The following is a 23,434-nucleotide window of genomic DNA, read 5'->3' as shown; positions in this document are numbered from 1 at the left end:
ATGGAATTCATGGTCGCCTCTGCGATCGGCGTTATGACGGCTGCAGGCATCTATCTGGTGTTGCGGGCACGAACCTATCCGGTCGTGCTCGGGCTTGCGCTGCTCAGCTACGCGGTCAACGTCTTCCTGTTCGCAATGGGACGTCTGACCATCAACAAACCTCCGGTGATCAGTGATCTGGCCACCGGCTATACCGATCCGCTGCCGCAGGCGCTGGTGCTGACGGCCATCGTGATTTCATTCGGCATGACCGCGGTGATCGTGGTGATGGCGCTGCGCGCCTACATCGAGAGCGACACCGATCATGTCGACGTGGCGCAGCCCGGCGAGACGCAAGGGAAGGGCGAGCGATGAATCACTGGGTCATTCTCCCGATCCTCCTGCCGGCGCTGGTGGCACCGGTAATCGCCTTGGCGATGCGCTTCGACATCGTGCTGGCGCGCATCTTCTCGGTCGCCTCGGCCGCCTTGCTGGTGGTTCTGGCCTGCATCCTGATGGGCATGGTGGTCGACGGCACGGTGCTCAGCTATGCGCTGGGGAACTGGGTCGCGCCCTTCGGCATCGTGCTGGTGCTCGACCGCTTGTCGGCCGCGATGCTGTTGCTGACTTCGGTCATCGGGCTGTTCGTGCTGCTGTACACGCTTAATGGCTGGGACAAGCGCGGCCAGCATTTCCATGCGCTGTTCCAGTTCCAGCTGATGGGCATCAACGGTGCCTTCCTGACCGGCGACCTGTTCAACCTCTTCGTGTTCTTTGAAGTGCTGCTGATCGCGTCCTACGGCCTGATGGTGCACGGCGGTGGCGCCTTGCGCGTGAAGGCCGGCGTCCAGTATGTCGTGATCAACCTGATCGGCTCGACGCTGTTCCTGTTTGCCGTCGGTCTGATCTACGCCGTTACGGGCACGCTGAACATGGCGGATCTGGCCGTGGGTGTGCGCGAGGTCGTGGCCGAAGATCAGGCCTTGCTGCACACCGGCGCCATTCTGCTGCTGGTCGTTTTTGCGGTGAAGGCCGCGTTGGTGCCGGTGCAGTTCTGGCTGCCGGGAACCTACGCCAATGCGCCGGCTCCGGTAGCGGCGCTGTTCGCGATCATGACCAAGGTCGGCGCCTACTCGATCATCCGGGTGTACACGCTGGTTTTTGGCGGCACGTCGGACGAGGTGGCCTGGATTGCCGAGCCCTGGCTGATGCCGGCGGCGATGATCACGCTGGTCGTCGGGGCTTGTGGGGTGGTGGCCGCGCGCAGTCTGGGGCAGATGGTCAGCTTCGCCGTGATCGCCTCGATGGGTACGCTGTTGATGACGGTCGGCGTGTTCACGCCGGAATCGATGGCGGCAGCGCTGTACTACATGGTGCATTCCACGCTGGCCGCCGCGGCGCTGTTCCTGGTGGTCGATCTGGTTACCGAGCGCCGCGCCGGTCATGCCGACCTGCTCAATGTGGCGCCGCGTTTTGTCCAGCTTGGTCTGGTGTCGGCATTCTTCTTCGTTGCCGCCATCGCCATGGCCGGCTTGCCGCCGCTGTCGGGCTTCCTCGGCAAGCTGCTGATTCTCGACGCCGTGCGCGAGGCGCCGCAGGCCGTCTGGCTGTGGGGCCTGATTCTGGTCACGTCACTGCTGATCATCATCGGCTTCGGGCGCGCCGGCAGCACGCTGTTCTGGAAGAGCACGGCGCAGGAGGGCGAGATCCGCGCCCGCGTGCGTGCGCGTGCATTGCCGTATTTCGCGCTCGGTGCCTTGCTGGCGCTGACCGTGGCGATGACGGTGTTCGCCGGGCCGGTGATGCTGTTCTTCGAGGACACCGCCGACCAGCTATTCAATCCGGGTGACTATCAATCTGCCGTGCTGTTTGGCGGACTTGCGGGAGGTCGCTGATGCACGCCAAACACGACGAACGGACCTTGCTGCAGCGCTGGCTGCCGCACCCGCTGCTGACCGCAGCGCTGGTGCTGCTGTGGATGCTGCTGCTCAATGATTTCAGCGCTGGCGGCCTGATTGTCGGCCTCATCCTGGGCATGTCGATCTCGATCCTGACCAGCCAGTTCTGGCCGGATCGGCCGATCGTGCGCTCGTGGAGCAAGGCCTTCGAGTTCATGCTGCTGGTCGCGTGGGACGTGATCGTCGCCAACGTGATCGTTGCCAAGCTGATCCTGTTCTGCCCGGTGAAGGAGCTCAACACGCGCTGGGTGACGGTGCCGATCGAGCTGAAGACGCCCGAGGCCATCGCCATTCTGGCGGGCACCATCACGATGACGCCGGGCACTGTCAGCAGCGACATTTCGGCCGACGGCCGCAGCCTGCTCGTGCATTGCCTGGATGCGCCGGACGCCGAGACTGCGGTGCGCGAGATGAAGGCGCGCTACGAGGCCCGCCTGATGGAGATTTTCGGATGATTGCCTACGCTCTCATGTTCGGCTTTGCGACCGTCTCGATCGCGCTGCTGCTCAACCTGTGGCGGCTCGCCAAAGGGCCGACCGTGATGGATCGCGTGATCGCGGTCGACACCATGGTCATCAACGCCATCGCGCTGATCATCTACTACGGCATCTTCCACGGCACGACGGTGTACTTCGAAGCCGCGCTGCTGTTTGCGATGTTCGGTTTCATTTCCACCGTCGCCTACTGCCGCTTCATCCTGCGCGGCGACGTGATCGAGTGAGGGCAAGGAAATGAACCTGTTCTTCGAATTCATCGTCTCCGCGCTGATCGTCATCGGTGGCGTGTTCCTGCTGGTCGGTTCCATCGGCATGATCAAGCTGCCCGAGCTGATGGCCCGCCTGCATGCGCCGACCAAGGCCACCACGCTGGGTATCGGCAGTGCGCTGTTCGCTTCGGTAGTGTTTTTTGCGGCGGGCGGGGATTTCTCGATCCATGAAGTGCTGATCGTGTTCTTCCTGTTCCTGACCGCGCCGATCACCGCGCACTTCGTCGCCAAGGCTCACCTGCACCAGCAGCGCGAAAAGTCCCTCAAGGAACTGCCTCCGACCGGCACCAACTGCGGCTGGGCGACCTTTGACGCTCCGCCGGGGCATGCCGAACCCGAGCCCGAGGCGCAGGACCCGGCCGACGAACGTGGCTGAGTTGCCGCGCCGCCGACGCGTCGCGCGAGCCTCCGTTCCGGTTGCTGCCGGAGACAAGCCCAAGCCGGCGGCCAACAAGCCGCGCTCCGCACCGCGTGTCCGCCCCGGCCCGCCGCCATCGCCCAGGCCCAAGCCGGCCCGGAAGGAAGAGCGTCCGCCGGCAGAGCGTCCGCCGATCGACCAGGAAAAGCCGCCTCAAGCGGCAAAGCCAAGCCCGGACGGCCTGCCGACCGAGGGCGTGCGCCTTTCCAAGATCATGGCCGAGCGTGGCATCTGTTCGCGCCGCGAGGCCGATGCCTACATCGAACGCGGTTGGGTATTCGTCAACGGTGAGCGGGTCAGCGAACTCGGCACGCGCATTCACCCGGATGCCGAAATCCATCTCGCCGGTGAAGCCAAGCAGCGCCAGTCGGACCGCGTCACCATCCTGCTGCACAAACCCATTGGCTATGTCTCGGCGCAGGCCGAGGATGGCCACACGCCGGCGGTTTCGCTGGTCGTGCCGGAAACCCAGCACGATCAGATCGGCGGCGTTTTCCGCGCGTCGCATCTGCGCGGTCTGGCGCCGGCCGGGCGGCTCGACATCGATTCCACCGGCCTGCTGGTGCTGACGCAGGATGGCCGCATCGCGCGCCAGCTCATCGGTGACGATTCCGAAGTCGAGAAGGAATATGTGGTGCGCGTGAAGGGCCAGCTCATCGACGGCGGGCTGGACCTGCTCAATCACGGGCTGGAGCTTGATGGCCGAAAGCTGCGCCGCGCGCAAGTCGAATGGCTGCGCGAGGACACCCTGCGCTTCCGGCTGCGAGAAGGGCGCAAGCGCCAGATCCGGCGCATGTGCGACCTCGTCGGACTGAAGGTCGTGGCGCTCAAGCGCATCCGCATCGGGGGCGTCGTGCTGGGTGATCTGCCGCCCGGGAAATGGCGTTTCCTGCGTCCGGAAGAGTCCTTCTGACGCGCTCTGGTGGCGCGTTTCACGCGATTCACTGAACAAAATACAGACTGCTGTTGTCCCTTCGTCGGACGGGCCATCATGGTTTACCCTGATGGCGTGACCTCAGCCTTGGCGTTTGATCCGAGGCGGGGTTGCCGCGGCGCCGAAGAACGCGCCGTGCCAGACCAGAAGAACAAGGCCCGCCTTGCAGGCGGACCGAAGTGGGAGGGACGGGCATGCATTCAGGTGTTCCCTGCAAGGGGGCGTCATGCTGAGCGCGGTCGCGGCAATTGCGTTCTCTGCGCTGCTGGGGCCGCTGTTCGCGAGCCGACTGGGTGAGCGGGCCGGCTGGTTGCTGGCGGTTGCGCCATTCGGCGCGTTTCTGTGGTTTGTCTCGTGTATCCCGACGGTGGCGGCTGGCCATGCCATCGTCGAATCCATGCAGTGGGTGCCGGCGCTCGATACCGCGCTGACGCTGCGGCTGGACGGGCTGTCACTGCTGTTTGCATTGCTGGTTACCGGCATTGGCACGCTGATCGTGCTGTATGCCGGCGCCTATCTGCACGACCACCGCCATCTGGGGCGTTTCTACGCCTATCTGCTGCTGTTCATGATGGCCATGCTCGGCCTGGTGCTGGCCGACGATCTCATCGTGATGTTCGTGTTCTGGGAGTTGACCAGCGTCACCTCCTTCCTGCTGATCGCCTTCCAGCATGAGAGCGCGGTATCGCGCCGCGCGGCGCTGCAGGCGCTGCTGATCACCGGTGGGGGCGGGCTGGCGCTGCTGGCGGGTTTGCTGCTGCTGGGCGCGGCCGGCAACGGCTGGACCTTCTCCGGGCTGGATATCGCCGCCATCGAAGCGCATCCGGCCTTCTACGCCATCATGGTGTTGGTGCTGCTGGGCTGCTTCACCAAGTCCGCCCAGGTGCCGTTCCACCTGTGGCTGCCCAATGCCATGAACGCACCGACGCCGGTATCGGCGTACCTGCACTCGGCGACCATGGTGAAGGCCGGTGTGTATCTGATGGCACGTCTGAACCCGGTGATGGGTGGCGACGGCGGCTGGAGCATGATCCTGGTCGCCTTCGGCGCGGTCACCGCCATCGTCGGTGCGGTGCTGGCCATCCGCCAGACCGACCTCAAGCGCCTGCTGGCCTACACCACGGTGACCGTGCTGGGTCAGCTGACCATGCTGATCGGCACCAACACCACCTACGGCCTGCAGGCCTTCGTGCTGTATCTGCTGGCGCACTCGCTGTACAAGGGCGCGCTGTTCATGGCGGTGGGCGCCGTCGATCACTCCACCGGTACGCGCGAGCTGTCCAAGCTCGGCGGGCTGATCCGCTACATGCCGCTGACCGGCGCAGCGGTGGCGCTGGCGGCCTTCTCCAATGCCGGCTTGCCACCGTTCTTCGGCTTCATTGCCAAGGAATTCAAGTATGCCGGCCTGATCGAGATGGGCATGGTCGGCTGGGTCGTGACGCTGGCGATGATCCTGACCAATGCCTTGTTGCTGGCGGCGGCGGGGCTGGTGTTCATCCGTACCTTCCTCGGCAAGGAAGGGCCGTACCCCAACCCTCATCCGCACGAGGTCTCGCTGCCGATGTGGCTCGGCCCCGTGCTGCTGGCCGTTGGCGGCTTCGTACTCGGCGCGTGGAATGACTGGCCGGAAACCTGGATCGTGAATGCCGCCGTGCAGTCGGTGGCGCGCGGCGAAGTGGACGTCAAGCTCTACCTGTGGGGCGGCATCACGCCGGCGGTGCTGGCGAGCGTGGTGACCGTTGCGCTGGGCGCGCTGTTCTACGGCTATCGGCATCTCGTGCGGAGACACATCGCGCGCTGGCGGGTGCTGTGGAACGTCAGTGGCGACATGCTGTGGGACCGGCTGCTCAAGCGCGTGTTCGCCTTCGCCGGCAGCATCGCAGCCAATTTCCAGCACGGTTCGCTGCGCCTGCACATGACGATGATGTGCCTGGTTTTCAGCGCCGTGGTGCTGGTGGCGCTGATCGTCAGCGACGAGAACCTGCTGTCGGGCGGCGTGTATTCCGAGATCACGCTGCCAGGCCTGGCGGGCTGTCTGCTGGCGCTGGCGGGCGCGGCCGCGGCGGCCGTGATGCGCGGACGGCTGGCGCTGGTCACCGCGCTGGGTGCCAGCGGCCTTGGCCTGGCGCTGATCTTCCTTTCGGCCAACGCGCCGGATGTGGCGATTACGCAGTTGATGGTCGAGACGCTGAGCGTGGTGTTCCTGGCCTTTGTGTTCCGCAGCATGCCGCGCGTGCCGCGCATCGGCGCGCGCCACGCCTCGGTGCGCGTGTTCCACGCCGTGATTTCGGTGCTGTTCGGGCTGGCCGTGGCCGGCGCGCTGATCGCTGCGGTGGATCATCCGCTGCCGGGCAACATCGCCGAGTGGTTCCTCGCCAACAGCTATCCCGGTGGTCACGGCAGCAATGTGGTGAACGTCATCCTGGTGGACTTCCGCGCTTTCGACACGCTGGGCGAGATCCTCGTGGTGGCCTTGGCCGCGCTGGCCGCGGCGACGCTGTTGAGTGGCGGCAAGCCTGCAGACCTGCACGAACGCCCCGAGCCGGAGTTCGCTTCGCCGCTGTTGCGGCAGGGCCTGCGGCCGTTTGCGGCGGTGCTGATGCTGGTGTCGCTGATCCTGTTGTGGCGCGGGCATCACCTGCCGGGCGGCGGTTTCATCGGCGGGCTGGTCGGCGCCATTGGTTTCATCCTGCTGGTGCTGTCGTTTGGCAACCGCGTTGCGCGCGAGCTCATGTGGACCTCGCCGCCGCGGCTGATCGGCGCCGGGCTGGGGATTGCCTTGCTGGCGGGTTTGCTCGGTCTGGTTGCCGGCCAGCCGTTTCTGACCGGGCTGTGGTTTGCGCCGGCGGGGCTCAAGCTGGGCACGCCGCTGCTGTTTGACGTAGGGGTGTTCCTGACCGTCTTCGGATCGGTCATGCACATGGTGCAACGTCTTGCCGGGAGGGCCAACTGATGGAAATCATCGCTGCATTGACGGTGGGCGGCCTGTCCGGAATTGGTATGTGGATGCTGCTTGACCGCAACCTGGTGCGCGTCGTGCTGGGCGTGGCCATCATCGGCAATGCCATCAACCTCGGCGTGCTGACCTCGGGACGCTATTTCGGCGAATCGGCCGCCTTCGTGTCGGCCACCGGCGTGCCGCCGGATCCGGCCAACCCGTTGCCGCAGGCGCTGGTGCTGACCGCCATCGTGATCGGCTTCGGCCTGTTCGTGTTTGCGCTGGCCGTGCTCAAGAGCGTGCGCGAGACACACGGCATGACCACGACCGACTTCGTAACCGCGGCCACCGAGGAACCGGCGCCGGACGGGCGTGACGACGAGAGCACCCAGGATGAGAGCGGCAAAGACGCGGAGGCGCGCGCATGAGCGATTTCCTTCTCGTGGCGCCGATGGCGGTGCCCCTCGCCACGCTCGTGCTGTGTCTGCTGCTGCGCCCGCGTCACGATCTGGTGCGTATCGTCAGCGTGCTGGGCGCCGCCGCGTTGCTGGTGGTCGGGCTGGCGCTGGTCGGCATTGCTGCGTCGGACGTGGTGCTGGCCGGTCAGCTTGGCGACTGGAAGGCGCCCTATGGCATCTCGGCGGTGATCGACCGGTTATCCGCAGCGATGATCGCAATTACCGGTGCAATCGGTCTGGCGACCGTGGTGTACGGCATCCGCCGCGAAGGTGAGGCCGAGGTCGCACGCGACTTCCACCTCTTCGTGCACGGCTTGTTGTGCGGCGTGTGTGGCGCTTTCATCACGGCCGACGTGTTCAACCTTTACGTGTGGTTCGAGGTGCTGCTGATCGGCTCGTTCGCGCTGATCTCGCTGGGCGGTGGGCGCCGCCGGCTGGCTGGCACCATGACCTACGTGGTGCTCAACCTCGTTGCGACGCTGATCTTTCTGCTCTCGGCCGGCATGATCTACAGCGCCACCGGCACGCTCAACATGGGCGAGCTGGCCATCATCTTCCGCTCCGGCGAGATACCGCCCGGCTCGACCATGGCGGTCGTGCTGATGCTGCTGTCGTTCTCGATCAAGGCCGCGCTGTTCCCGGTGTTCGGCTGGCTGCCGGCGTCCTACCACGTGGCGTGGACGCCGGCCTCTGCGCTGTTCGCCGGCCTGCTGACCAAGGTCGGCGTGTATGCGCTGATCCGGCTGGTGACGCTGATGTGGCCGGAGTTCGGCGACGCCCATGTGGTGCTGCTGTGGATCGCCTGCGCGACGATGCTGATCGGCGTGCTGGGCGCGGCGGCGCAGAACGAGGTGCGGCGCATTCTGTCCTTCCACATCGTCAGTCAGGTCGGCTACATGATCCTCGGCCTCGCGCTGGCCACGCCGCTGGCGCTTGCGGGGGCGGTGTTCTACCTGATTCATCACATTGTGGTGAAAGCCAACCTGTTCTTCGTCGGCGGCATTGCCGCGCGCCTGACCGGCTCGGAGCGGCTCGCGGCAATGGGCGGGCTTTACGCCAAGTGGCCGATGCTGGCGATCCTGTTCGCGATTCCGGCACTGTCGCTGGCGGGCATCCCGCCGCTGTCCGGCTTCTGGGCCAAGCTGGTGCTGGTCAAGGCCAGTCTGGAGGGCGGCTTCTGGTGGGCTGCGGCGATCGCGCTGATCACCGGCATCCTGACACTGTTGTCGATGAGCAAGATCTGGAACGAGGCCTTTCTCAAGGCGCATCCGCAGGGCGAGGCTGCCATTCGGCCGGTGCCGGGCATGCGCGGCGCATGGTGGGCGGTGAGCGCGCTGGCGGCGCTTACGGTGGTGATCGGCCTCGGCGCCGGCCCGGTCATGAACTACGCCATCGCTGCGGCCGCACAGCTCGCCGAGCCGACGGCGTATCTGCAGCGCATGGCGCACGCGGGAGGGGACTAGGCATGCTTGGAATCCATCTTCTGCTGGCCGCCGTGCTGGCTGCCTTTTCCAACGCGCTGACGCTCACCGGGGTGACGGTGTCGGCCCTGCTGGTCTATCTGGTACTCAAGCTGGGCGCTGGCCTGATGGGTATCCGGCCATATGTGCGCCGCCTTGAGCTGGGTACCGGCTTCGTGTTCTGGTTTGCGTGGGAAGTGGTGCGCGCGAGTGTGGACGTGGCGCGCGTGGTGTTCGGTCTGAATGGCCGGCCGCAGCCGGCGATTGTGGCGATCCGACTGTTGCGGCCGGACGAGCGCATTGCGACGCTGGTCGGCTGCCTGCTGACGCTGACACCGGGGACCATGGCAATGGACTACGACCCTGAATCCGGGGTGATGTACGTACACGCACTCGACGCCGCTGCGACGGATGAAATCGAGCGTGGAGTGCGCGAGATCGAAGCGCGATTGCTGGCGTGGATCGACGCCGGCGATTCGCCGGCTACTGCACGGGAGAAATTCGATGACGGTTGAACTTGCCGGAGCCTTCTGGGTGCTGCCGCTGGTTGTGGTGCTGCTCGGAGTGAGCGGTGCGCTGGTGTTGCTGCGCCTGTTGCGCGGCCCGACCGGGGCTGACCGCGTGGTGGCCATTGATGCACTGACTTTGCTCGGCGTGGCCGCGATTGCCACCGTGGCGGCGCTGACGACCCAATCGGTGTTCCTCGATGTCGCGGTGGTGCTGGCGCTGGTGTCGTTCCTCGGTACGGTCGGATTTACGCTGCTGTTCCGCAAGGATACCGAGGTGGACGACACGGGCATGACGTCCGGGGAGGAGCACAAATGAGTGCTTCACTGATGCCCTGGATTGCCTCGGCGCTGTTCGTTCTGGGAGGGCTGTTCAGCCTGCTCGGAGCGATCGGGGTGAGCCGCCTGCCTGACTGCTACAGCCGCATGCACGCCGCGAGCAAGGCCGGTGCGCTCGGAGCCATGCTGATTCTGGGGGGCGTGGCGGCCGCGTCGAACGGCGAAGCCGCGCTGGAAGCCCTGCTCGCCATCGTCGTACTGCTTGCCACGGCACCGCTGGCCGCACACGCGGTATCGCGTGCGGCCTATCGCGCCGGCTTCAAGCCGGTGCTGGGGCCGCTCGGCGACGCGCTGGCGGAGCGGGAGAGGCGGGCGGCTGAAGCCGGCAAGCCGGATCAGGCCGCCGACTGAACCCGTCGGCTTACTGGCCTGCGGCCTTCGCCCAGGAATCCTTCAGCGTTGCCGTGCGGTTGAACACCGGCGCGCCGTCCTGCGAATCAACGCGGTCGGCCACGAAGTAGCCGTGGCGTTCGAACTGGAAGCGCTCCTCCGGCCGTGCGCGGCGCAGCGAGGGCTCCAGCCAGGCGGTGATGAGGTTCTTCGAGTCCGGATTGAGGTCATCGACGAAGCTGCGTTCCAGCTCCGGGGCGTCGCCTTCGCGTCGCGCGCCCGGATTCGGATAGGCGAACAGCCGGTCGTACAGCCGAACCTCGGCTTGGTAGCCGTGCGCAGCCGACACCCAGTGCAGGTTGCCCTTGACCTTGTAGTTGTCCGCGCCCGGCGTGCCGCTCTTGGAGTCCGGCATGTATTCGGCCAGCACCGCGGTAACGTTGCCAGAGGCGTCTTTCTCGCAGCCGGTGCATTTCACGACGTAGCCGTAGCGCAGGCGCACCAGGTTGTCCGGGAACAGGCGACGGAAGCCCTTTACCGGCTCTTCCATGAAGTCTTCGCGCTCGATCCACAACTCGCGGCTGAACGGCATCTCGCGCTTGCCCAGTTCCGGCTTGAGCGGGTGGTTGGGCGCCTCGCATAGCTCCTCACCGCCCTGCGGATAGTTGGTGATGATCAGCTTGAGCGGGTCGAGCACCGCAACGCGGCGCTCGGCGGCTTCGTTGAGATGCTCGCGCATGCACTCCTCGAGCACGCTCATGTCGATCCACGAGTCGGATTTGGACACGCCGATGCGTTCGGCAAACATGCGGAAGCCCTCCGGCGTGAAGCCGCGGCGGCGTGCCCCGACCAGCGTCGGCAGGCGCGGGTCGTCCCAGCCGTTTACATGGCCTTCTTCGACGAGCTGAATCAGCTTGCGTTTGGACAGCACCATGTAATTGAGGTTGAGGCGGGCGAACTCGATCTGCTGCGGCATCGGGCGTTCGAACATGCCGGTTTCGGCCAGCGTTTCGAGCAGCCAGTCGTAGAACGGGCGCTGATCTTCGAACTCGAGCGTGCACAGCGAGTGCGTGATGTTCTCGATGGCGTCCTCGATAGGGTGCGCGAAGGTGTACAGCGGGTACACGCACCAGCGGTCGCCGGTGCGGTGGTGGGCGGCGCGGCGGATGCGGTAGATCACCGGGTCGCGCAGATTGATGTTGGGGCTGGCCATGTCGATCTTGGCGCGCAGCGCATGCGTGCCATCGGCGAACTCGCCGTCGCGCATGCGGCGGAACAGATCAAGGTTCTCTTCGACCGTGCGCGTGCGGAAGGGGCTGTCGCGGCCGGGCTCGGTCAGCGTGCCGCGCAGTGCGCGCATCTCGTCCGCAGGCAGTGAGTCGACGTAGGCACGGCCGGCCTTGATCAGGTTCACGGCGCACTGATACATGGTCTCGAAATAATCCGACGCGAAGTACAGGTGCTTGCCCCAGTCGTAGCCGAGCCAACTCACCGCGTCGATGATGGCGTCGACGTACTCCTGGTCTTCCTTCTCCGGGTTGGTGTCGTCAAAGCGCAGATGGCATTCGCCACCGTAGTACTCGGCCAGCCCGAAATTCAGGCAGATCGACTTGGCATGGCCGTAGTGCAGGTAGCCGTTGGGCTCCGGCGGGAAGCGGGTTTCGACACGGCCGCCCCACTTGCTGCTGCGGTTATCGTCTTCGATGATGCTGCGGATGAAGTTTCCGGGCGTGGCAGGAGCGGCGTCGCTGGCGCGGGGATCAGACACGGGAATAGGCCTCGGTGGTCGGTGATGCAGGCGGAATCGCAAGGCGCGATTCTAGCGCGGATGACCGGCCCCGGCGCGGGGCTGCGGGGGAGTGCGTTAAACTCCAGGGTTTCCGACGCAGGAGAGCAGGCTGATGGAGTGGCAGCAGATCACCGACCGACTGATGCAGTGGCTGACCAGCGAGAACAGCGGCTGGCCCTTGATTCTGCAGGTGTTCGTGGTGGTGCTGCTGGTGGTCGTGGCCAACTTCCTCATCCGGCGCAGCCTCGAGCGGCTCGAACGGCGTGCCGGCCCGGAGACGCCGTGGCGTCATGCGCTGGTCTCGGCCATACGCAAGCCGGCCGCGCTGCTGGCGTGGGTCGTCGGCCTGACGTTTGCGGCACGCATCATCTATACCGCCACCGAAGCGCCGCTGCTGGAGTTCTTCGAGCCCCTGCGCACCGTCGGCGTGATCTTCTGCTTTACCTGGTTCCTCTACGGCTTTCTGGTCAACGCCGAGGAGGCGGTGGTCGCCCATCAGCTCGCACGTGAGCGGCCCATCGACCGCACCACGGTGGATGCGGTGGGCAAGCTGTTGCGCATCTCGGTCATCATCACCGCCACGCTGGTGGTGCTGCAGAGCCTGGGCTTCTCGGTATCGGGCGTGCTGGCCTTCGGCGGCATCGGCGGTATCGCCATCGGTTTTGCCGCGCGCGATCTGCTCGCCAACTTCTTCGGTGGCCTGATGGTGTATCTCGACCGGCCCTTCGCCATCGGCGACTGGGTGCGCTCGCCCGACCGTGACATCGAGGGCACGGTCGAGCGCATCGGCTGGCGCGTGACCCGCATCCGCACTTTCGACAAGCGCCCGATCTACGTGCCCAACATGGTGTTCACGCAGATCACCGTCGAGAACCCCTCGCGCATGACCAACCGCCGCATCTACGAGACCATTGGCGTACGCTACGACGACTTCCACGTGGTTGCGCCCATCGTCGACGGCATCCGCGAAATGCTGCGCGGTCACGACGAGATCGACACCAATCAGACGCTGATCGTGAACTTCAACCAGTACAACAACTCCTCGCTCGACATCATGGTGTACACCTTCACGCGCACGACGCAGTGGGTGCGCTACCACGAGGTCAAGCAGGACGTGCTGCTCAAGATCGGCGAGATCATCGAGGGCCACGGCGCCGAGATTGCCTTCCCGACCCGCACGCTGCATCTGCCCGAAGGCATACGCATGGAGGCCGCCGCAGAAGCGCCACCGGCCGAGCCGGGCGCCGCCTGACGGAATGCGCCAATGAGCCCGGCCAGCCTTCCCGCCTTTCTCGCCGTCGGAATCGGCGCCGCCCTGGGGGCCTGGCTGCGCTGGGGGCTGGGCTTGCTGATGAACCCGTGGTTCGCGCCGCTGCCGCTCGGCACGCTGGTGGCCAACCTGATTGGCGGCGGTTTGATGGGCGCGGTGTTGGCCTTGATCCAGACGCTGCCGACGCTGTCGGTGGCGGCCAAGCTGTTCCTCACCACCGGTCTGCTCGGTGGCCTGACCACCTTCTCGACCTTCTCCGCCGAAGGCCTGCACCTGATGCAGCGTGGCGAGTGGGGCTGGCTCGCGGCGCATATGGCCGCGCACGTGGCCGGCTCGCTGGCGATGGCCTGGGCCGGCTACACGCTGGTCATGTCGCTGCGCGCTTGAGCCAGCGCAGAGCCCCTTCACCCGCGCGGCGCCCGGTGGCAAAGCAGGCAGTGAGCAGATAGCCGCCGGTTGGCGCTTCCCAGTCGAGCATCTCGCCGCAACAGAAGGTGCCCGGCATCGCTTTGAGCATCAGATCGTCATCCAGCGCATCAAGGCGCACGCCGCCGGCGCTGCTGATGGCCTCGTCCAGCGGGCGCGGGCGCAGCAGCCGGACCGGCAGGTGCTTGATGGCGGCGGCCAGTTGCGCGGGGTCGTCCATGACCTCGCGCGGCGTGCATTCGCGCAGCAAACCGGCCTTCACGCCGTCGATGCCGGCCTTGCCGTGCAGATGACTGGCCAGTGAGCGACGACCGCGCGGCCGCGCCAGATCCTCGCGCAGCCGTTCCAGGCTGCGGTTCGGCGCCAGGTCGACATGCAGGGTGGCCTCGCCCCGCGTTTCGAGGGCGTCGCGCAGCGCGGCCGACAGCGCGTAGATCAGTCCGCCTTCGATGCCGCTGGCGGTGATCACGCATTCGCCAGCGCGCTGATGCTCGTGCCCAAGCGGGTCGTTGAAGTGGGCGGCAATGTTCTTCAGCGGTTGCCCGGCAAAGCGCTCGCGGAAATGCTCGCTCCAGTCCACATCGAAGCCGCAGTTGGCGGGCCGCAGCGGGGCGGTGTCCACGCCATGCGCAGCCAGCCACGGCATCCAGGCGCCATCCGAACCCAGCCGCGCCCAACTGCCGCCGCCCAGTGCCAGCACGACGGCGTGCGCGGCCACAGCGATCTCGCCGTCGGGCGTGGTGAATCGCAGGTGCTCGCCGTCCCAGCCTTGCCAGCGGTGACGCACATTGAGCCGCACACCGGCCTCGCGCAGCCGGTGCAGCCAGGCGCGCAGCAAGGGCGCGGCCTTCATTTGCGTCGGGAAGACGCGTCCCGAGCTGCCGACGAAGGTGTCGATGCCCAGTTCGGCAGCCCAACTGCGCAGCGCGTTGGCGCCGAAAGCGTCAAGCAGGGGGGCGAGTTGTGCGGCGCCTTCGGCATAGCGCGCAACGAAATCGGGGGATGGTTCGGAGTGTGTGAGGTTCAACCCGCCGATGCCGGCGAGGAGAAACTTGCGGCCCGGCGACGGCATGGCGTCGAAGACCTCGACCGGATGGCCTGCGGCCGAGATCACTTCCGCCGCCGCAAGCCCTGCCGGACCGCCGCCGATGACGGCGACTTCGATATGACGGACGCTCATCGCAGGATGGCCGCCCACGCGGCGCACTTGTCTGCCAGCGATACGCCAGCGTTGGCAGGGCTGGTGGAAGGCAGGCGGGTGAGCTGCAGGCGCGCAGCCTGCTCGCCGAGTGTTGCCACGACACGGCGTCGAAACAGCGTGGCGGCGAACGTTCCGTTGAAGAACACCCGGTCGATGCGCGGGTGGCTGGCGAGAAAATTCGCAAAGTCGTTGATTTCGAGCGAGTCGGCCTCGATCGCACTATCCAGGCTGCCGGCGCGACGACAGCCGCTGAGCACGTCCCACAATGCGTAGCCGCGGGCGCTGAGCGCTTCGATGCGCGACGCGTAGGGCGCGCTCGCGTCGAAGCCGAGCAGTTCTCCGACGATGGGCCAGAACAGGTTGCGCGGATGGGCGTAGTACTGCCCGGCCGTCAGCGACGCCGTGCCCGGCATGCTGCCGAGGATCAGCGTGTGCGCATCGTCGTGTGCAACGGGGGGGAAGGCCTGTAGTCGGGTCATCGGCGTGTTCGGGGCACGGGCCGACATTGTGCCGTGAAGTCGTGCGAATCGCCTCCTATACTGAATTCCGGGTGGCGTTCCGGCTCACATTTGGAGGGGCAGTCATGGATACGCACAATTTCCAGAAGATGGTCTATTCGTATTCCGAAGGTTGGCACGAGCTGATGCGCATGCATCCGGGCGTCAATCGGCTGATGTGGATGTACGTGGCGCCGATGTCGCTGGTGCCGGCGGTGATGTTCATGTACGCCATGGCCATCACGCCGGGCTCGGTGCTGCCGGCGGTGGTGCCGCAGATCTCGACGGCCGAGGCGGTGGGCGTGGGGGTGGTGTTCTTCGTCATCGAGCTCGGCATGGTTGCGCTGATGGCATCGATGATCCAGCAGATGGGCGACGTGGTCGACGCGACGCCAAGCTACGAGGAAGCCTTCATGCTGGCGGCGATTGCGCCGACGCCGCTATGGATCGGATCGCTGGCGCTGCTGGTGCCCTCGGTGTGGTTCAACATGGTCGTGATGCTCACGGCCTGGGTGGCCTCGGCGGCGCTGATCTACCACGGCGTGTACCCCTTGTTCCGCCTCGACAGCCACAGTCGGGCGCGGGTGATGGGCACCTTCGTGCTGATGGCAGGCGTCATCGCCTGGGCGGCGCTGATGGTGATCCTGTCGCTGATCCTGAGCATGGTCGTGGGCTTGCGCTGACCGCAACGCGGGCGGGCGCGGGGGTTGGGTCTGGCATAATCGCCGGCCTGTACTTACCCCGACCTCGCTTTCGCCCGCGCTTTGAGTTCCGCCACCGACTCCCCCCGTGAAATCCGTTTTGCCGATTGCCTGAGCGCAGACCGGCCGCGTCTGCATGCGCTCGAGCGGCGTATGGCGCGCGAGAAGGGCGACCGTCCACAGAAGCTGCAGGCGGATTTCGACGCGTTGCAGCAGCGCTCGCGCGGCCTGCTGGCTGAGCGCACGGCGAAACTGCCGAAGCCCGATTTCCCGCCCGAACTGCCGGTCACGCAGAAGCGCGACGAGATCGCCGCCGCCATTCGCGACCATCAGGTGGTCATCGTGAGCGGCGAGACCGGCTCGGGCAAGACCACGCAGTTGCCGAAGATCTGCCTGGAACTGGGCCGCGGCGCCTCCGGCCTGATCGGCCACACCCAGCCGCGACGCATTGCTGCGCGCGCCACTGCCACGCGCATTGCGCAAGAGCTCAAAAGCGAGCTGGGCGAGGCAGTCGGCTACAAGATCCGCTTTACCGACCGGCTCAAACCCACCAGCTATATCAAGCTGATGACCGACGGCATCCTGCTCGCCGAGACGCAGGGTGATCCGTCGTTGTCGGCCTACGACACGATCATCATCGACGAGGCGCACGAGCGTAGCCTCAACATCGACTTTCTGCTCGGCTACCTGCGCACGCTGCTGCCGCGCCGGCCGGATCTGAAGATCATCGTCACCTCGGCCACGCTTGACGCCGAGCGTTTTGCGCGCCATTTCGCCGTGGGCGGCAAGCCGCCGCCGGTGATCGAGGTGTCGGGCCGGCTGTATCCGATCGAGATGCGCTATCGCCCGGTCGAGGACGATAGCAAGGCCCGCCGCGACAAGGGGCGCGACCTGCCCGAAGCCATCGCAGACGCGGTGGAAGAGGCGCAGCGCATCGGCCCCGGCGACGTGCTGGTGTTCCTGCCCGGCGAGCGCGAGATCCGCGAGGCGGCCGAGGCGCTGCGCAAATCGCCGCATTCGGCGGCGATGGAAATCCTGTCGTTGTTCGCGCGCCAGTCGGCGCAGGAGCAGGCGCGCGTTTTCTCGGGCGGGCGCGGCCGGCGCGTAGTGCTGGCAACCAACGTGGCAGAGACTTCGCTCACCGTGCCGGGCATCCGCTACGTCGTCGACACGGGTCTGGCGCGCGTCAAACGCTATTCCTACCGCAATAAGGTCGAGCAGCTGCAGGTCGAGCCCATTGCCCAGTCGGCCGCCAAGCAGCGGGCGGGGCGCTGCGGCCGCGTCATGGACGGCGTGTGCATCCGTCTCTACGCCGAGGACGATTTCAACGCGCGGCCCGAGCATACCGACCCGGAAATCCTGCGTTCTTCGCTGGCGGGCGTGATCCTGCGCATGAAGTCGCTGCGCCTTGGCGCGGTTGAAGACTTCCCGTTCCTCGATGCGCCACAGTCGCGGATGATCGCCGACGGCTACCAGTTGCTGGCCGAACTCGGCGCGGTCACCGACGACGATGCGCGCGAACTCACGCCGATCGGCGAAGAGCTGGCGCGTTTGCCGCTCGATCCGCGCATCGGGCGCATGATTCTGGCCGCGCGAGATCGCGGCTGCCTGGCCGAGATGCTGGTGATTGCCTCGGCGCTGGCGGTGCAGGATCCGCGCGAGCGCCCGCAGGAATCGCCGGGCGCGGCCGATCAGGCGCACGCCAGGTTCCGCGGCGGCGAGCAGGATCAGCGCTCGGAATTTCTGTGGTATCGCAATGCCTGGAAGGCCTGGGACGAGGTCGTGCGCCACGAGTCGGGCAGCCGCCTCAAAGCCTGGTGCAAGCAGCATTTCCTGAGCCATTTGCGCATGCGCGAGTGGCGCGACGTTCATGCCCAGCTGACGACGCTGTGCGGCGAGCACGGCTGGAAAGAGAACCAGCTGCCGGCCGGCTACGAGGCGATTCACAAGGCGCTGCTGGCGGGCTTGCTCGGCAACATCGGCGTCCGTGCCGAGGACGCCAGTGGGCCGCAGGCCGGCAGCTATGTCGGCCCCCGCGGCATCCGCTTCTGGCCGCACCCGGGCTCGGCGCTGGCGAAGAAGGCCGGCAAGTGGACGATGTGCGCCGAACTGGTCGAAACCTCGCGCCTGTTCGGGCGCTGTATCGCGCGCATCGAGCCGGAGTGGGTCGAGGAGGTCGGTGCGCATCTGATCAAGCGCCAGGTGTCCGAACCTCATTGGTCCAAGAGCGCCGGCGCCGTGCGCGCCTGGGAGCGCGGCACGCTGCACGGGCTGAGTCTGTATGTGCAGCGCGGCGTCGGCTACCGCGACATCGACCCCGCGCTGTGCCGTGAGCTGCTGATCCGCGAAGGGCTGGTGCAGGGCGAGATCGCCGACGGGCCGGCGCGCGGCATGGCCTTTCTGCAGCACAACCTGAAGCTGGTCGCCGAGATCGAGCGGCTGGAGCACAAGTCGCGCCGCCCGGATGTGCTGGTGGATGAGGCGCTGATCGAGGCTTTCTACGACGACCGCATTCCGGCCGAGGTCGTGGATGTGCCCAGTTTCGAGGCCTGGCGCAAGGCGGCCGAAAAGGCTGAGCCCAAGCTGCTGCATCTGACGCGGGATCAGCTCATGCGCCACGAGGCGTCCGGCATCACGACTGAGCGCTTTCCGGCTCAGTTCGAGGTGCTCGGGCAGAAGCTAAAGCTGTCGTATTTGCACGAGCCCGGCGCGGCCGACGATGGCGTGACGCTGACCGTGCCGCTGGCCATGCTGAACCAGATTCCCGCGGCGCGCTGCGAGTGGCTGGTGCCCGGCCTGCTCGAAGAGAAGGTGCTGGCGCTGCTCAAGACCGTGCCGCAGAAGCACCGCCACCGCCTTCAGCCCTTGTCCGAAAGCGCTGCGGTGTTTGTTGCGACAGCGGAGGCGGGTGACTTCGAGCGCGATGAACCCTTGCTGCGCGCGCTGCAGACATTCGTCGAGGAGCGCGTGTCGCTGAAGCTGCCGCTGGAGTCCTTCCGCGCGGAGAACCTGCGGGCCCACAGCCAGATGAACTTCCGCGTCATCGATGAGCACGGGCGTGTGCTCGGGCAGTCGCGCAATCTGGCGGAGCTGCGCGCGCGTTTCGGCCGTGAAGTGGCCGAGCGTTTTCGCAAGGCGCAGGTCGAGCTTGAGGTGTCAGCAGAGTCGGCGCCGACAACGCCTGCAGCCAAGGCCGCAGGCGCCAGCAGCCAGTCCGGTCTGACGACATGGAGCTTCGGCGAACTGCCCGAACTGCTCGAAGTGCGGGTGGCCGGTCGCGACGTGATCGGCTTCCCGGCGCTGCACGACGATGGCGACAGCGTTTCCTTGCGCCCCTTCGATACGCCGGAAGAGGCCGCGCGGGTGCATCGCAAAGGTCTGGCGCGGCTGTTCGCGCTGAATCTGAAGGACCAGGTGCGCGCCATCGAACGCTTGCCCGGGCTGCGCGAGCTGGCGCTGGCTTTCCTGCCGTTCGGCAGCGAGGCTGATTTGAAGGCGCAATTGGTGGCGGCGACCCTTGAGCGCGTGTGCCTGCTCGACCCGCTGCCGCAGGGCGCCGAGGCCTTTGCCAAGCGCTGCGGCGAGGCCAAGCCGCGCATGAGCCTGGTGGCGCAGGAATTCATGCGCATGACGCAGCAGGTGCTGGCCGAGCGAGCGGTGCTGGAGAAGCGCCTGTCTGCCCTGAAAGGTTTCCCGGACGTCGCCGAAGACATTCGCGCGCAGCTGACGGCGATGCTCGCGAAAGATTTCATGCTCGTGAATCGGTGGGAGCGTCTGGCCCATTTCCCACGTTATCTCAAGGCCGCGACGCTGCGCCTGGACAAGCTGCGCGCCAATCCGGCGCGCGACGCGCAATTGATGGCCGAGTGGCGTGCGCTGGCGCAGCCCTTCGAGCGTGAGCGAATGACGCGGTTGCGTGCCGGCGTTGTCGAGCCGGCGTTGGAGGAATTCCGCTGGCTGCTGGAAGAATTGCGTGTGGGGCTGTTCGCGCAAGAGCTGAAGACGCCGATGCCGGTCAGTGTGAAGCGCCTGCAGAAGATCTGGGATGCGCGCCCGCGCTGAAACACTGCGCGCAAGTCTTTCATTTGTCGCCGCTTCGTGCTAAATTCGCGCGCTTTCCCTTGCTCCACCGGACTTCGCATGCCGGGGGGCTGTCCTAAACCACAAGGAGTACGCATGCGACACTACGAAATCGTGTTCATCGTCCACCCGGACCAGTCCGAACAGGTCCCGGCGATGATCGAGCGCTACCAAGCGCTTGTTACCGGCAGCGGTGGTCAGATCCACCGTCTGGAAGACTGGGGTCGTCGTCAGATGGCTTACCCGATCCAGAAAATGCACAAGGCCCACTACGTTCTGATGAACATCGAGTGCGGCAATGAAACGCTCGCCGAACTTGAGCATGCCTTCAAGTTCAACGACGCCGTGCTGCGCCACCTCGTCACCCAGCGTAAGGATGCGGTTACCGCAGCTTCGCCGATGATGAAGGAAGAGAAGTCGCGTTCGCTGACCCCGGTCGCCACCGAAGGTGACGACGACAGCGCGAGCAGCGACGAGGCCTGAGCGGCACGAGGTGACGGATACGGGGCTCAATCGGCTCTGCCTTGAGGCGGAACTGGTCGAGTTGCAGCCGATGCGCCTGACGCCGGCCGGTATTCCGGTCAGCGGATGCGGTCTGAAGCACACGTCGAAGCAGGTCGAGGCTGGAATGTCTCGTCAGGTTTCGATGGAACTGCAGGCGGTGGCGATCGGCGAGCTGGCCAAGGTGCTGGCGGCAGCAAGCCCCGGAATGTCAATGCGGGTGAGTGGATTCCTCGCGGCGCGCAGCCAGCGCAGCCGGAGTCTGGTTCTTCACCTGGACAAGATCGAATTTCTGGAAGGAACGAAAAATGGCTTTCAAGTCGAAGTCCAAGTTCAAGAAAAAGGATGATCGCCGTGGTGGCGGTCTGTTCAAGCGTCGCAAGTTCTGCCGCTTCACGGCTGAGAAGATCGAAGAGATCGACTACAAGGATGTCGATCTGCTGAAGGACTTCATCACCGAAACCGGCAAGATCATGCCGGCACGTATCACCGGCACCAAGGCCGGCTACCAGCGCCAACTGTCGGCCGCGATCAAGCGCGCCCGCTTCCTGGCCCTGCTGCCCTACACCGATCTGCACCAGTAAGGAGAACCGGACATGCAAATCATTCTCCTCGAGAAGGTCGTCAATCTCGGTGGTCTCGGCGATATCGTCAAGGTCAAGGACGGCTACGCCCGTAACTTCCTGATTCCGCAAGGCAAGGCCAAGCGTGCGACCGAAGCCAACAAGGCCGAATTCGAAGCTCGCCGCGCCGAGCTCGAGCGCGTGCAGGCTGAAAAGCTTGCCGCCGCTCAAGCGGTTGCCACCAAGCTGGAAGGCATGATCGTTCAGATCGTGCGCAAGGCCGGCATGGACGGCCGTCTGTTCGGCTCGGTCGGCAACGCTGACATCGCTGAAGCATTGCAGGGTCAGGGTTTTGATATCGACCGCAGCGCGCTGCGCCTGCCGGACGGCCCACTCAAGCAGGTTGGCGACGTGCAGGTTGACGTGGCGCTGCACTCCGACGTGATCGCTCCGATCACCGTGTCGGTGCTGGGCGACCAGCAGTAAGCTTCTGCCGCAAGGCAAGCGCAACGGGGCTGCTTCGGCAGCCCCGTTTCATTTGTGGCGCGCGAAATGCATCCGCAGGCATGGCATGCCTCATCCGGGCTAGAATCGACCTCCGAATTCCAGTCCGGCGTTGCAAGATGGCTCTGTCCCGTTCCGATTACTCCGAAGACCCGCAGATCGCATCGATCCGCCTCCCGCCGCACTCGATCGAGGCGGAGCAGGCGCTGATCGGCGGCATCCTGCTCGACAACGCCGCGTGGGAGCGCATTGCCGATCTGGTGTCGGCGTCCGATTTCTATCGTGACGATCACCGCCGCATCTATTCGCACATCGCCAAGCTGGTCGATCTCGGCAAGCCGGCCGACGTCGTCACCGTGTTCGAGTCGCTCGAGAAGTCCAATGAGTCCGAGCAGGCCGGCGGTCTCGCCTATATCGCCGAGATTGCCAACAGCACGCCGTCCGCGGCCAACATCCGGCGTTACGCCGAGATCGTTCGCGAGCGCTCCATCCTGCGCAAGATGGTGGCGGTTGGGGACTCGATTGCCGCGAGTGCGCTGAACCCCTCCGGGCGTGACGCCAAATCCTTGCTCGACGAGGCCGAGGCCAAGGTTTTCGAGATCGCCGAAGCGGGTGCGCGTGACATGAGCGGTTTCGTGTCCATCCAGCCGTTGCTGCAGAAGGTCGCTGACCGTGTGCAGGAGCTCTACGACCGCGACAACCCCAACGAGGTCACTGGCGTGCCGACGGGCCTTGCCGACCTGGATGAGAAGACCTCCGGCCTGCATCCTTCCGACATGATCGTGGTCGCGGGGCGTCCTGCCATGGGCAAGACCACGCTGGCGCTCAATATTGCTGAGCACGTCGCTGTCGACTGCAAGCTGCCGGTGGCGATTTTCTCGATGGAGATGCCCGGAACACAGCTGGCGATGCGTTTCATCTCCTCGATCGGCCGGATTGATCAGACCAAGCTACGTACCGGCCGGCTTACCGACGACGACTGGCAGCGCCTCACTTCCGCAATGGGGCGCTTGTACGACGCGCCGATCTTCATCGACGAGACGCCGGGACTGAATCCGATCGATCTGCGCGCCCGTTGTCGGCGCCTTGCGCGCCAGTGCGGCACGCTGGGTTTGATCGTCATCGACTACCTGCAGTTGATGACGGGGGTGCGCGATAGCGACAACCGCGCGTCAGAGCTTTCCGATATCTCCCGCTCGGTGAAGTCGTTGGCCAAAGAGCTCAATGTTCCGATCATCGCGCTGTCGCAGCTCAACCGCAGCCTGGAGCAGCGCCCCAACAAGCGGCCGGTGATGTCCGATTTGCGCGAATCCGGCGCCATCGAGCAGGACGCGGACATCATCATGTTCATCTACCGGGATGAGGTCTACAACCCGGATTCGGCCGAAAAGGGCTCGGCTGAGCTCATCATCGGCAAGCACCGAAACGGCCCGACCGGCATGGTGAGGCTGACTTTCCGTGGCGAATGCACGCGCTTCGAAAATTTCGCTTCAGGCGTAAGCTACTGATCCATATCGGCCCGGGCGATGCTGTTCGGGTCGTCCGCGAGAAAGTTGCGTTTGACCGCTTGACGCCCCGTTTCTGCTCTATATACTGCGCCCCTCTTCGCCGCTGAAAGTGTTGTGTTTAGCGGAGTTGAGAGGTTTGAGGGGTTCTTCAGCGGGTTGTAGAAATTGTGCTGAGGGGCTTGACGAGGAGGTGGGTGTTGTACATAATCTCGCTTCTTCGCTGCCGGGTGGCAGCGGTTCTTTAAAAATTTGGACAATCGATAAGTGTGGGTGCTTGGTTGATTGTGGATCCACGGGGCCTTCGGGCT

The 23,434-nt window shown here is 65.5% G+C and carries 25 protein-coding genes; 21 read left to right on the top strand and 4 right to left on the bottom strand.

The features are described from left to right. From AC6H0N_RS13395 to mnhG, 12 genes are all read left to right on the top strand, one after another. A complete protein-coding gene (locus AC6H0N_RS13395) occupies nt 1–354 on the top strand; it encodes a Na+/H+ antiporter subunit C (RefSeq protein ID WP_497574629.1) in 354 nt (117 codons plus the stop codon). Beyond that, nucleotides 351–1,874, top strand: a complete 1,524-nt coding sequence (locus tag AC6H0N_RS13390; protein WP_497574628.1) for a monovalent cation/H+ antiporter subunit D — start codon at nt 351–353, stop codon at nt 1,872–1,874. The genes AC6H0N_RS13395 and AC6H0N_RS13390 overlap by 4 nt, the downstream gene beginning before the upstream one ends. Continuing rightward, a complete protein-coding gene (locus AC6H0N_RS13385; protein WP_497574627.1) occupies nt 1,874–2,392 on the top strand; it encodes a Na+/H+ antiporter subunit E in 519 nt (172 codons plus the stop codon). The genes AC6H0N_RS13390 and AC6H0N_RS13385 overlap by 1 nt, the downstream gene beginning before the upstream one ends. Next, nucleotides 2,389–2,658: a K+/H+ antiporter subunit F gene (locus AC6H0N_RS13380; protein WP_497574626.1), complete on the top strand. Its 270-nt coding sequence runs from the start codon at nt 2,389–2,391 to the stop codon at nt 2,656–2,658. The genes AC6H0N_RS13385 and AC6H0N_RS13380 overlap by 4 nt, the downstream gene beginning before the upstream one ends. A 10-nt stretch (nt 2,659–2,668) precedes the next feature. After that, a complete protein-coding gene (locus AC6H0N_RS13375; protein WP_497574625.1) occupies nt 2,669–3,079 on the top strand; it encodes a Na+/H+ antiporter subunit G in 411 nt (136 codons plus the stop codon). Next, nucleotides 3,072–4,034 (top strand): pseudouridine synthase, encoded by a 963-nt coding sequence (locus AC6H0N_RS13370; RefSeq protein ID WP_497574624.1) that lies wholly within the window; start codon nt 3,072–3,074, stop codon nt 4,032–4,034. The genes AC6H0N_RS13375 and AC6H0N_RS13370 overlap by 8 nt, the downstream gene beginning before the upstream one ends. 247 nt (nt 4,035–4,281) lie before the next feature. Further along, nucleotides 4,282–7,008, top strand: a complete 2,727-nt coding sequence (gene mbhE, locus AC6H0N_RS13365) for a hydrogen gas-evolving membrane-bound hydrogenase subunit E (protein WP_497574623.1) — start codon at nt 4,282–4,284, stop codon at nt 7,006–7,008. Then, nucleotides 7,008–7,421 carry a sodium:proton antiporter gene (locus tag AC6H0N_RS13360; protein ID WP_497574622.1) on the top strand — a complete coding sequence of 138 codons (414 nt, stop codon included), beginning with the start codon at nt 7,008–7,010 and terminating at the stop codon, nt 7,419–7,421. Before mbhE ends, AC6H0N_RS13360 begins: the two co-directional genes overlap by 1 nt. Further along, entirely contained in the window at nt 7,418–8,914 is a 1,497-nt protein-coding gene (locus AC6H0N_RS13355) for a proton-conducting transporter transmembrane domain-containing protein (protein WP_497574621.1), read from the top strand. Before AC6H0N_RS13360 ends, AC6H0N_RS13355 begins: the two co-directional genes overlap by 4 nt. Before the next feature lie 2 nt (nt 8,915–8,916). Beyond that, on the top strand, nt 8,917–9,426 hold the full coding sequence (locus tag AC6H0N_RS13350; protein ID WP_497574620.1) for a Na+/H+ antiporter subunit E: 510 nt from the start codon (nt 8,917–8,919) through the stop codon (nt 9,424–9,426). Beyond that, nucleotides 9,416–9,736, top strand: a complete 321-nt coding sequence (locus tag AC6H0N_RS13345; protein WP_497574619.1) for an MrpF/PhaF family protein — start codon at nt 9,416–9,418, stop codon at nt 9,734–9,736. Before AC6H0N_RS13350 ends, AC6H0N_RS13345 begins: the two co-directional genes overlap by 11 nt. Beyond that, nucleotides 9,733–10,107: a monovalent cation/H(+) antiporter subunit G gene (gene mnhG, locus AC6H0N_RS13340; protein WP_497574618.1), complete on the top strand. Its 375-nt coding sequence runs from the start codon at nt 9,733–9,735 to the stop codon at nt 10,105–10,107. Before AC6H0N_RS13345 ends, mnhG begins: the two co-directional genes overlap by 4 nt. A gap of 10 nt (nt 10,108–10,117) precedes the next feature. On the opposite strand, the gene AC6H0N_RS13335 is transcribed toward mnhG, so the two are convergent. Further along, a complete protein-coding gene (locus AC6H0N_RS13335) occupies nt 10,118–11,854 on the bottom strand; it encodes a glutamine--tRNA ligase/YqeY domain fusion protein (RefSeq protein WP_497574617.1) in 1,737 nt (578 codons plus the stop codon). Between the two features lie 133 nt (nt 11,855–11,987). On the opposite strand from AC6H0N_RS13335, the gene AC6H0N_RS13330 reads away from it, so the two are divergent. Further along, entirely contained in the window at nt 11,988–13,127 is a 1,140-nt protein-coding gene (locus AC6H0N_RS13330) for a mechanosensitive ion channel family protein (protein ID WP_497574616.1), read from the top strand. A gap of 12 nt (nt 13,128–13,139) precedes the next feature. Then, nucleotides 13,140–13,532 carry a fluoride efflux transporter CrcB gene (gene crcB, locus AC6H0N_RS13325; protein ID WP_497574615.1) on the top strand — a complete coding sequence of 131 codons (393 nt, stop codon included), beginning with the start codon at nt 13,140–13,142 and terminating at the stop codon, nt 13,530–13,532. Here crcB and AC6H0N_RS13320 read toward each other — a convergent pair. After that, nucleotides 13,513–14,751, bottom strand: coding sequence for a TIGR03862 family flavoprotein (locus tag AC6H0N_RS13320; RefSeq protein ID WP_497574614.1), 1,239 nt, complete (start codon nt 14,749–14,751; stop codon nt 13,513–13,515). The genes crcB and AC6H0N_RS13320 overlap by 20 nt on opposite strands. Then, entirely contained in the window at nt 14,748–15,251 is a 504-nt protein-coding gene (locus AC6H0N_RS13315) for a DNA-deoxyinosine glycosylase (protein ID WP_497574613.1), read from the bottom strand. The genes AC6H0N_RS13320 and AC6H0N_RS13315 overlap by 4 nt, the downstream gene beginning before the upstream one ends. 104 nt (nt 15,252–15,355) lie before the next feature. Here AC6H0N_RS13315 and AC6H0N_RS13310 point away from each other — a divergent pair, with 104 nt between their 5' ends. The 7 genes from AC6H0N_RS13310 (at nt 15,356) to dnaB (ending at nt 23,126) form a co-directional block, all read left to right on the top strand. Next, nucleotides 15,356–15,952, top strand: a complete 597-nt coding sequence (locus AC6H0N_RS13310; protein ID WP_497574612.1) for a Yip1 family protein — start codon at nt 15,356–15,358, stop codon at nt 15,950–15,952. A 171-nt stretch (nt 15,953–16,123) separates the two neighbouring features. Continuing rightward, nucleotides 16,124–20,032 (top strand): ATP-dependent RNA helicase HrpA, encoded by a 3,909-nt coding sequence (gene hrpA, locus AC6H0N_RS13305; RefSeq protein ID WP_497574611.1) that lies wholly within the window; start codon nt 16,124–16,126, stop codon nt 20,030–20,032. 114 nt (nt 20,033–20,146) lie between these two features. Continuing rightward, entirely contained in the window at nt 20,147–20,533 is a 387-nt protein-coding gene (rpsF, locus tag AC6H0N_RS13300; protein WP_497574610.1) for a 30S ribosomal protein S6, read from the top strand. Nucleotides 20,534–20,543: 10 nt separating this feature from the next. Beyond that, complete coding sequence (gene priB / locus AC6H0N_RS13295; RefSeq protein WP_497574609.1) at nt 20,544–20,900, top strand: primosomal replication protein N; 357 nt, start codon at nt 20,544–20,546, stop codon at nt 20,898–20,900. Next, on the top strand, nt 20,860–21,135 hold the full coding sequence (rpsR, locus tag AC6H0N_RS13290; protein ID WP_497574608.1) for a 30S ribosomal protein S18: 276 nt from the start codon (nt 20,860–20,862) through the stop codon (nt 21,133–21,135). Before priB ends, rpsR begins: the two co-directional genes overlap by 41 nt. A gap of 12 nt (nt 21,136–21,147) precedes the next feature. After that, nucleotides 21,148–21,600: a 50S ribosomal protein L9 gene (gene rplI / locus AC6H0N_RS13285; RefSeq protein ID WP_497574607.1), complete on the top strand. Its 453-nt coding sequence runs from the start codon at nt 21,148–21,150 to the stop codon at nt 21,598–21,600. Nucleotides 21,601–21,737: 137 nt separating this feature from the next. Continuing rightward, the gene (dnaB, locus tag AC6H0N_RS13280) at nt 21,738–23,126 is read left to right on the top strand and encodes a replicative DNA helicase (protein ID WP_497574606.1); all 1,389 of its coding nucleotides are present in this window, start codon (nt 21,738–21,740) and stop codon (nt 23,124–23,126) included. Here dnaB and AC6H0N_RS13275 read toward each other — a convergent pair. Further along, the coding region (locus AC6H0N_RS13275) for a hypothetical protein (protein WP_497574605.1) at nt 23,120–23,434 on the bottom strand (315 nt) is incomplete at its 5' end. The two genes, dnaB and AC6H0N_RS13275, sit on opposite strands and share 7 nt — an antisense overlap.

The sequence above is a fragment of the Pseudazoarcus sp. NS34 genome, assembly GCF_059703725.1.
This window is presented reverse-complemented; position numbering and strand designations above follow the sequence as displayed.

Coding starts and splice junctions, on each gene's coding strand:
- AC6H0N_RS13395 (WP_497574629.1), top strand. CDS start 1: ATGGAATTCATGGTCGCCTCTGCGATCGGCGTTATGACGGCTGCAGGC.
- AC6H0N_RS13315 (WP_497574613.1), bottom strand. CDS start 15,251: ATGACCCGACTACAGGCCTTCCCCCCCGTTGCACACGACGATGCGCAC.
- hrpA (WP_497574611.1), top strand. CDS start 16,124: ATGGCGCGCGAGAAGGGCGACCGTCCACAGAAGCTGCAGGCGGATTTC.
- rpsR (WP_497574608.1), top strand. CDS start 20,860: ATGGCTTTCAAGTCGAAGTCCAAGTTCAAGAAAAAGGATGATCGCCGT.
- crcB (WP_497574615.1), top strand. CDS start 13,140: ATGAGCCCGGCCAGCCTTCCCGCCTTTCTCGCCGTCGGAATCGGCGCC.
- AC6H0N_RS13345 (WP_497574619.1), top strand. CDS start 9,416: ATGACGGTTGAACTTGCCGGAGCCTTCTGGGTGCTGCCGCTGGTTGTG.
- dnaB (WP_497574606.1), top strand. CDS start 21,738: ATGGCTCTGTCCCGTTCCGATTACTCCGAAGACCCGCAGATCGCATCG.
- AC6H0N_RS13360 (WP_497574622.1), top strand. CDS start 7,008: ATGGAAATCATCGCTGCATTGACGGTGGGCGGCCTGTCCGGAATTGGT.
- AC6H0N_RS13320 (WP_497574614.1), bottom strand. CDS start 14,751: ATGAGCGTCCGTCATATCGAAGTCGCCGTCATCGGCGGCGGTCCGGCA.
- AC6H0N_RS13390 (WP_497574628.1), top strand. CDS start 351: ATGAATCACTGGGTCATTCTCCCGATCCTCCTGCCGGCGCTGGTGGCA.
- AC6H0N_RS13380 (WP_497574626.1), top strand. CDS start 2,389: ATGATTGCCTACGCTCTCATGTTCGGCTTTGCGACCGTCTCGATCGCG.
- AC6H0N_RS13310 (WP_497574612.1), top strand. CDS start 15,356: ATGGATACGCACAATTTCCAGAAGATGGTCTATTCGTATTCCGAAGGT.
- AC6H0N_RS13350 (WP_497574620.1), top strand. CDS start 8,917: ATGCTTGGAATCCATCTTCTGCTGGCCGCCGTGCTGGCTGCCTTTTCC.
- AC6H0N_RS13385 (WP_497574627.1), top strand. CDS start 1,874: ATGCACGCCAAACACGACGAACGGACCTTGCTGCAGCGCTGGCTGCCG.
- rpsF (WP_497574610.1), top strand. CDS start 20,147: ATGCGACACTACGAAATCGTGTTCATCGTCCACCCGGACCAGTCCGAA.
- AC6H0N_RS13355 (WP_497574621.1), top strand. CDS start 7,418: ATGAGCGATTTCCTTCTCGTGGCGCCGATGGCGGTGCCCCTCGCCACG.
- mbhE (WP_497574623.1), top strand. CDS start 4,282: ATGCTGAGCGCGGTCGCGGCAATTGCGTTCTCTGCGCTGCTGGGGCCG.
- AC6H0N_RS13375 (WP_497574625.1), top strand. CDS start 2,669: ATGAACCTGTTCTTCGAATTCATCGTCTCCGCGCTGATCGTCATCGGT.
- mnhG (WP_497574618.1), top strand. CDS start 9,733: ATGAGTGCTTCACTGATGCCCTGGATTGCCTCGGCGCTGTTCGTTCTG.
- rplI (WP_497574607.1), top strand. CDS start 21,148: ATGCAAATCATTCTCCTCGAGAAGGTCGTCAATCTCGGTGGTCTCGGC.
- AC6H0N_RS13330 (WP_497574616.1), top strand. CDS start 11,988: ATGGAGTGGCAGCAGATCACCGACCGACTGATGCAGTGGCTGACCAGC.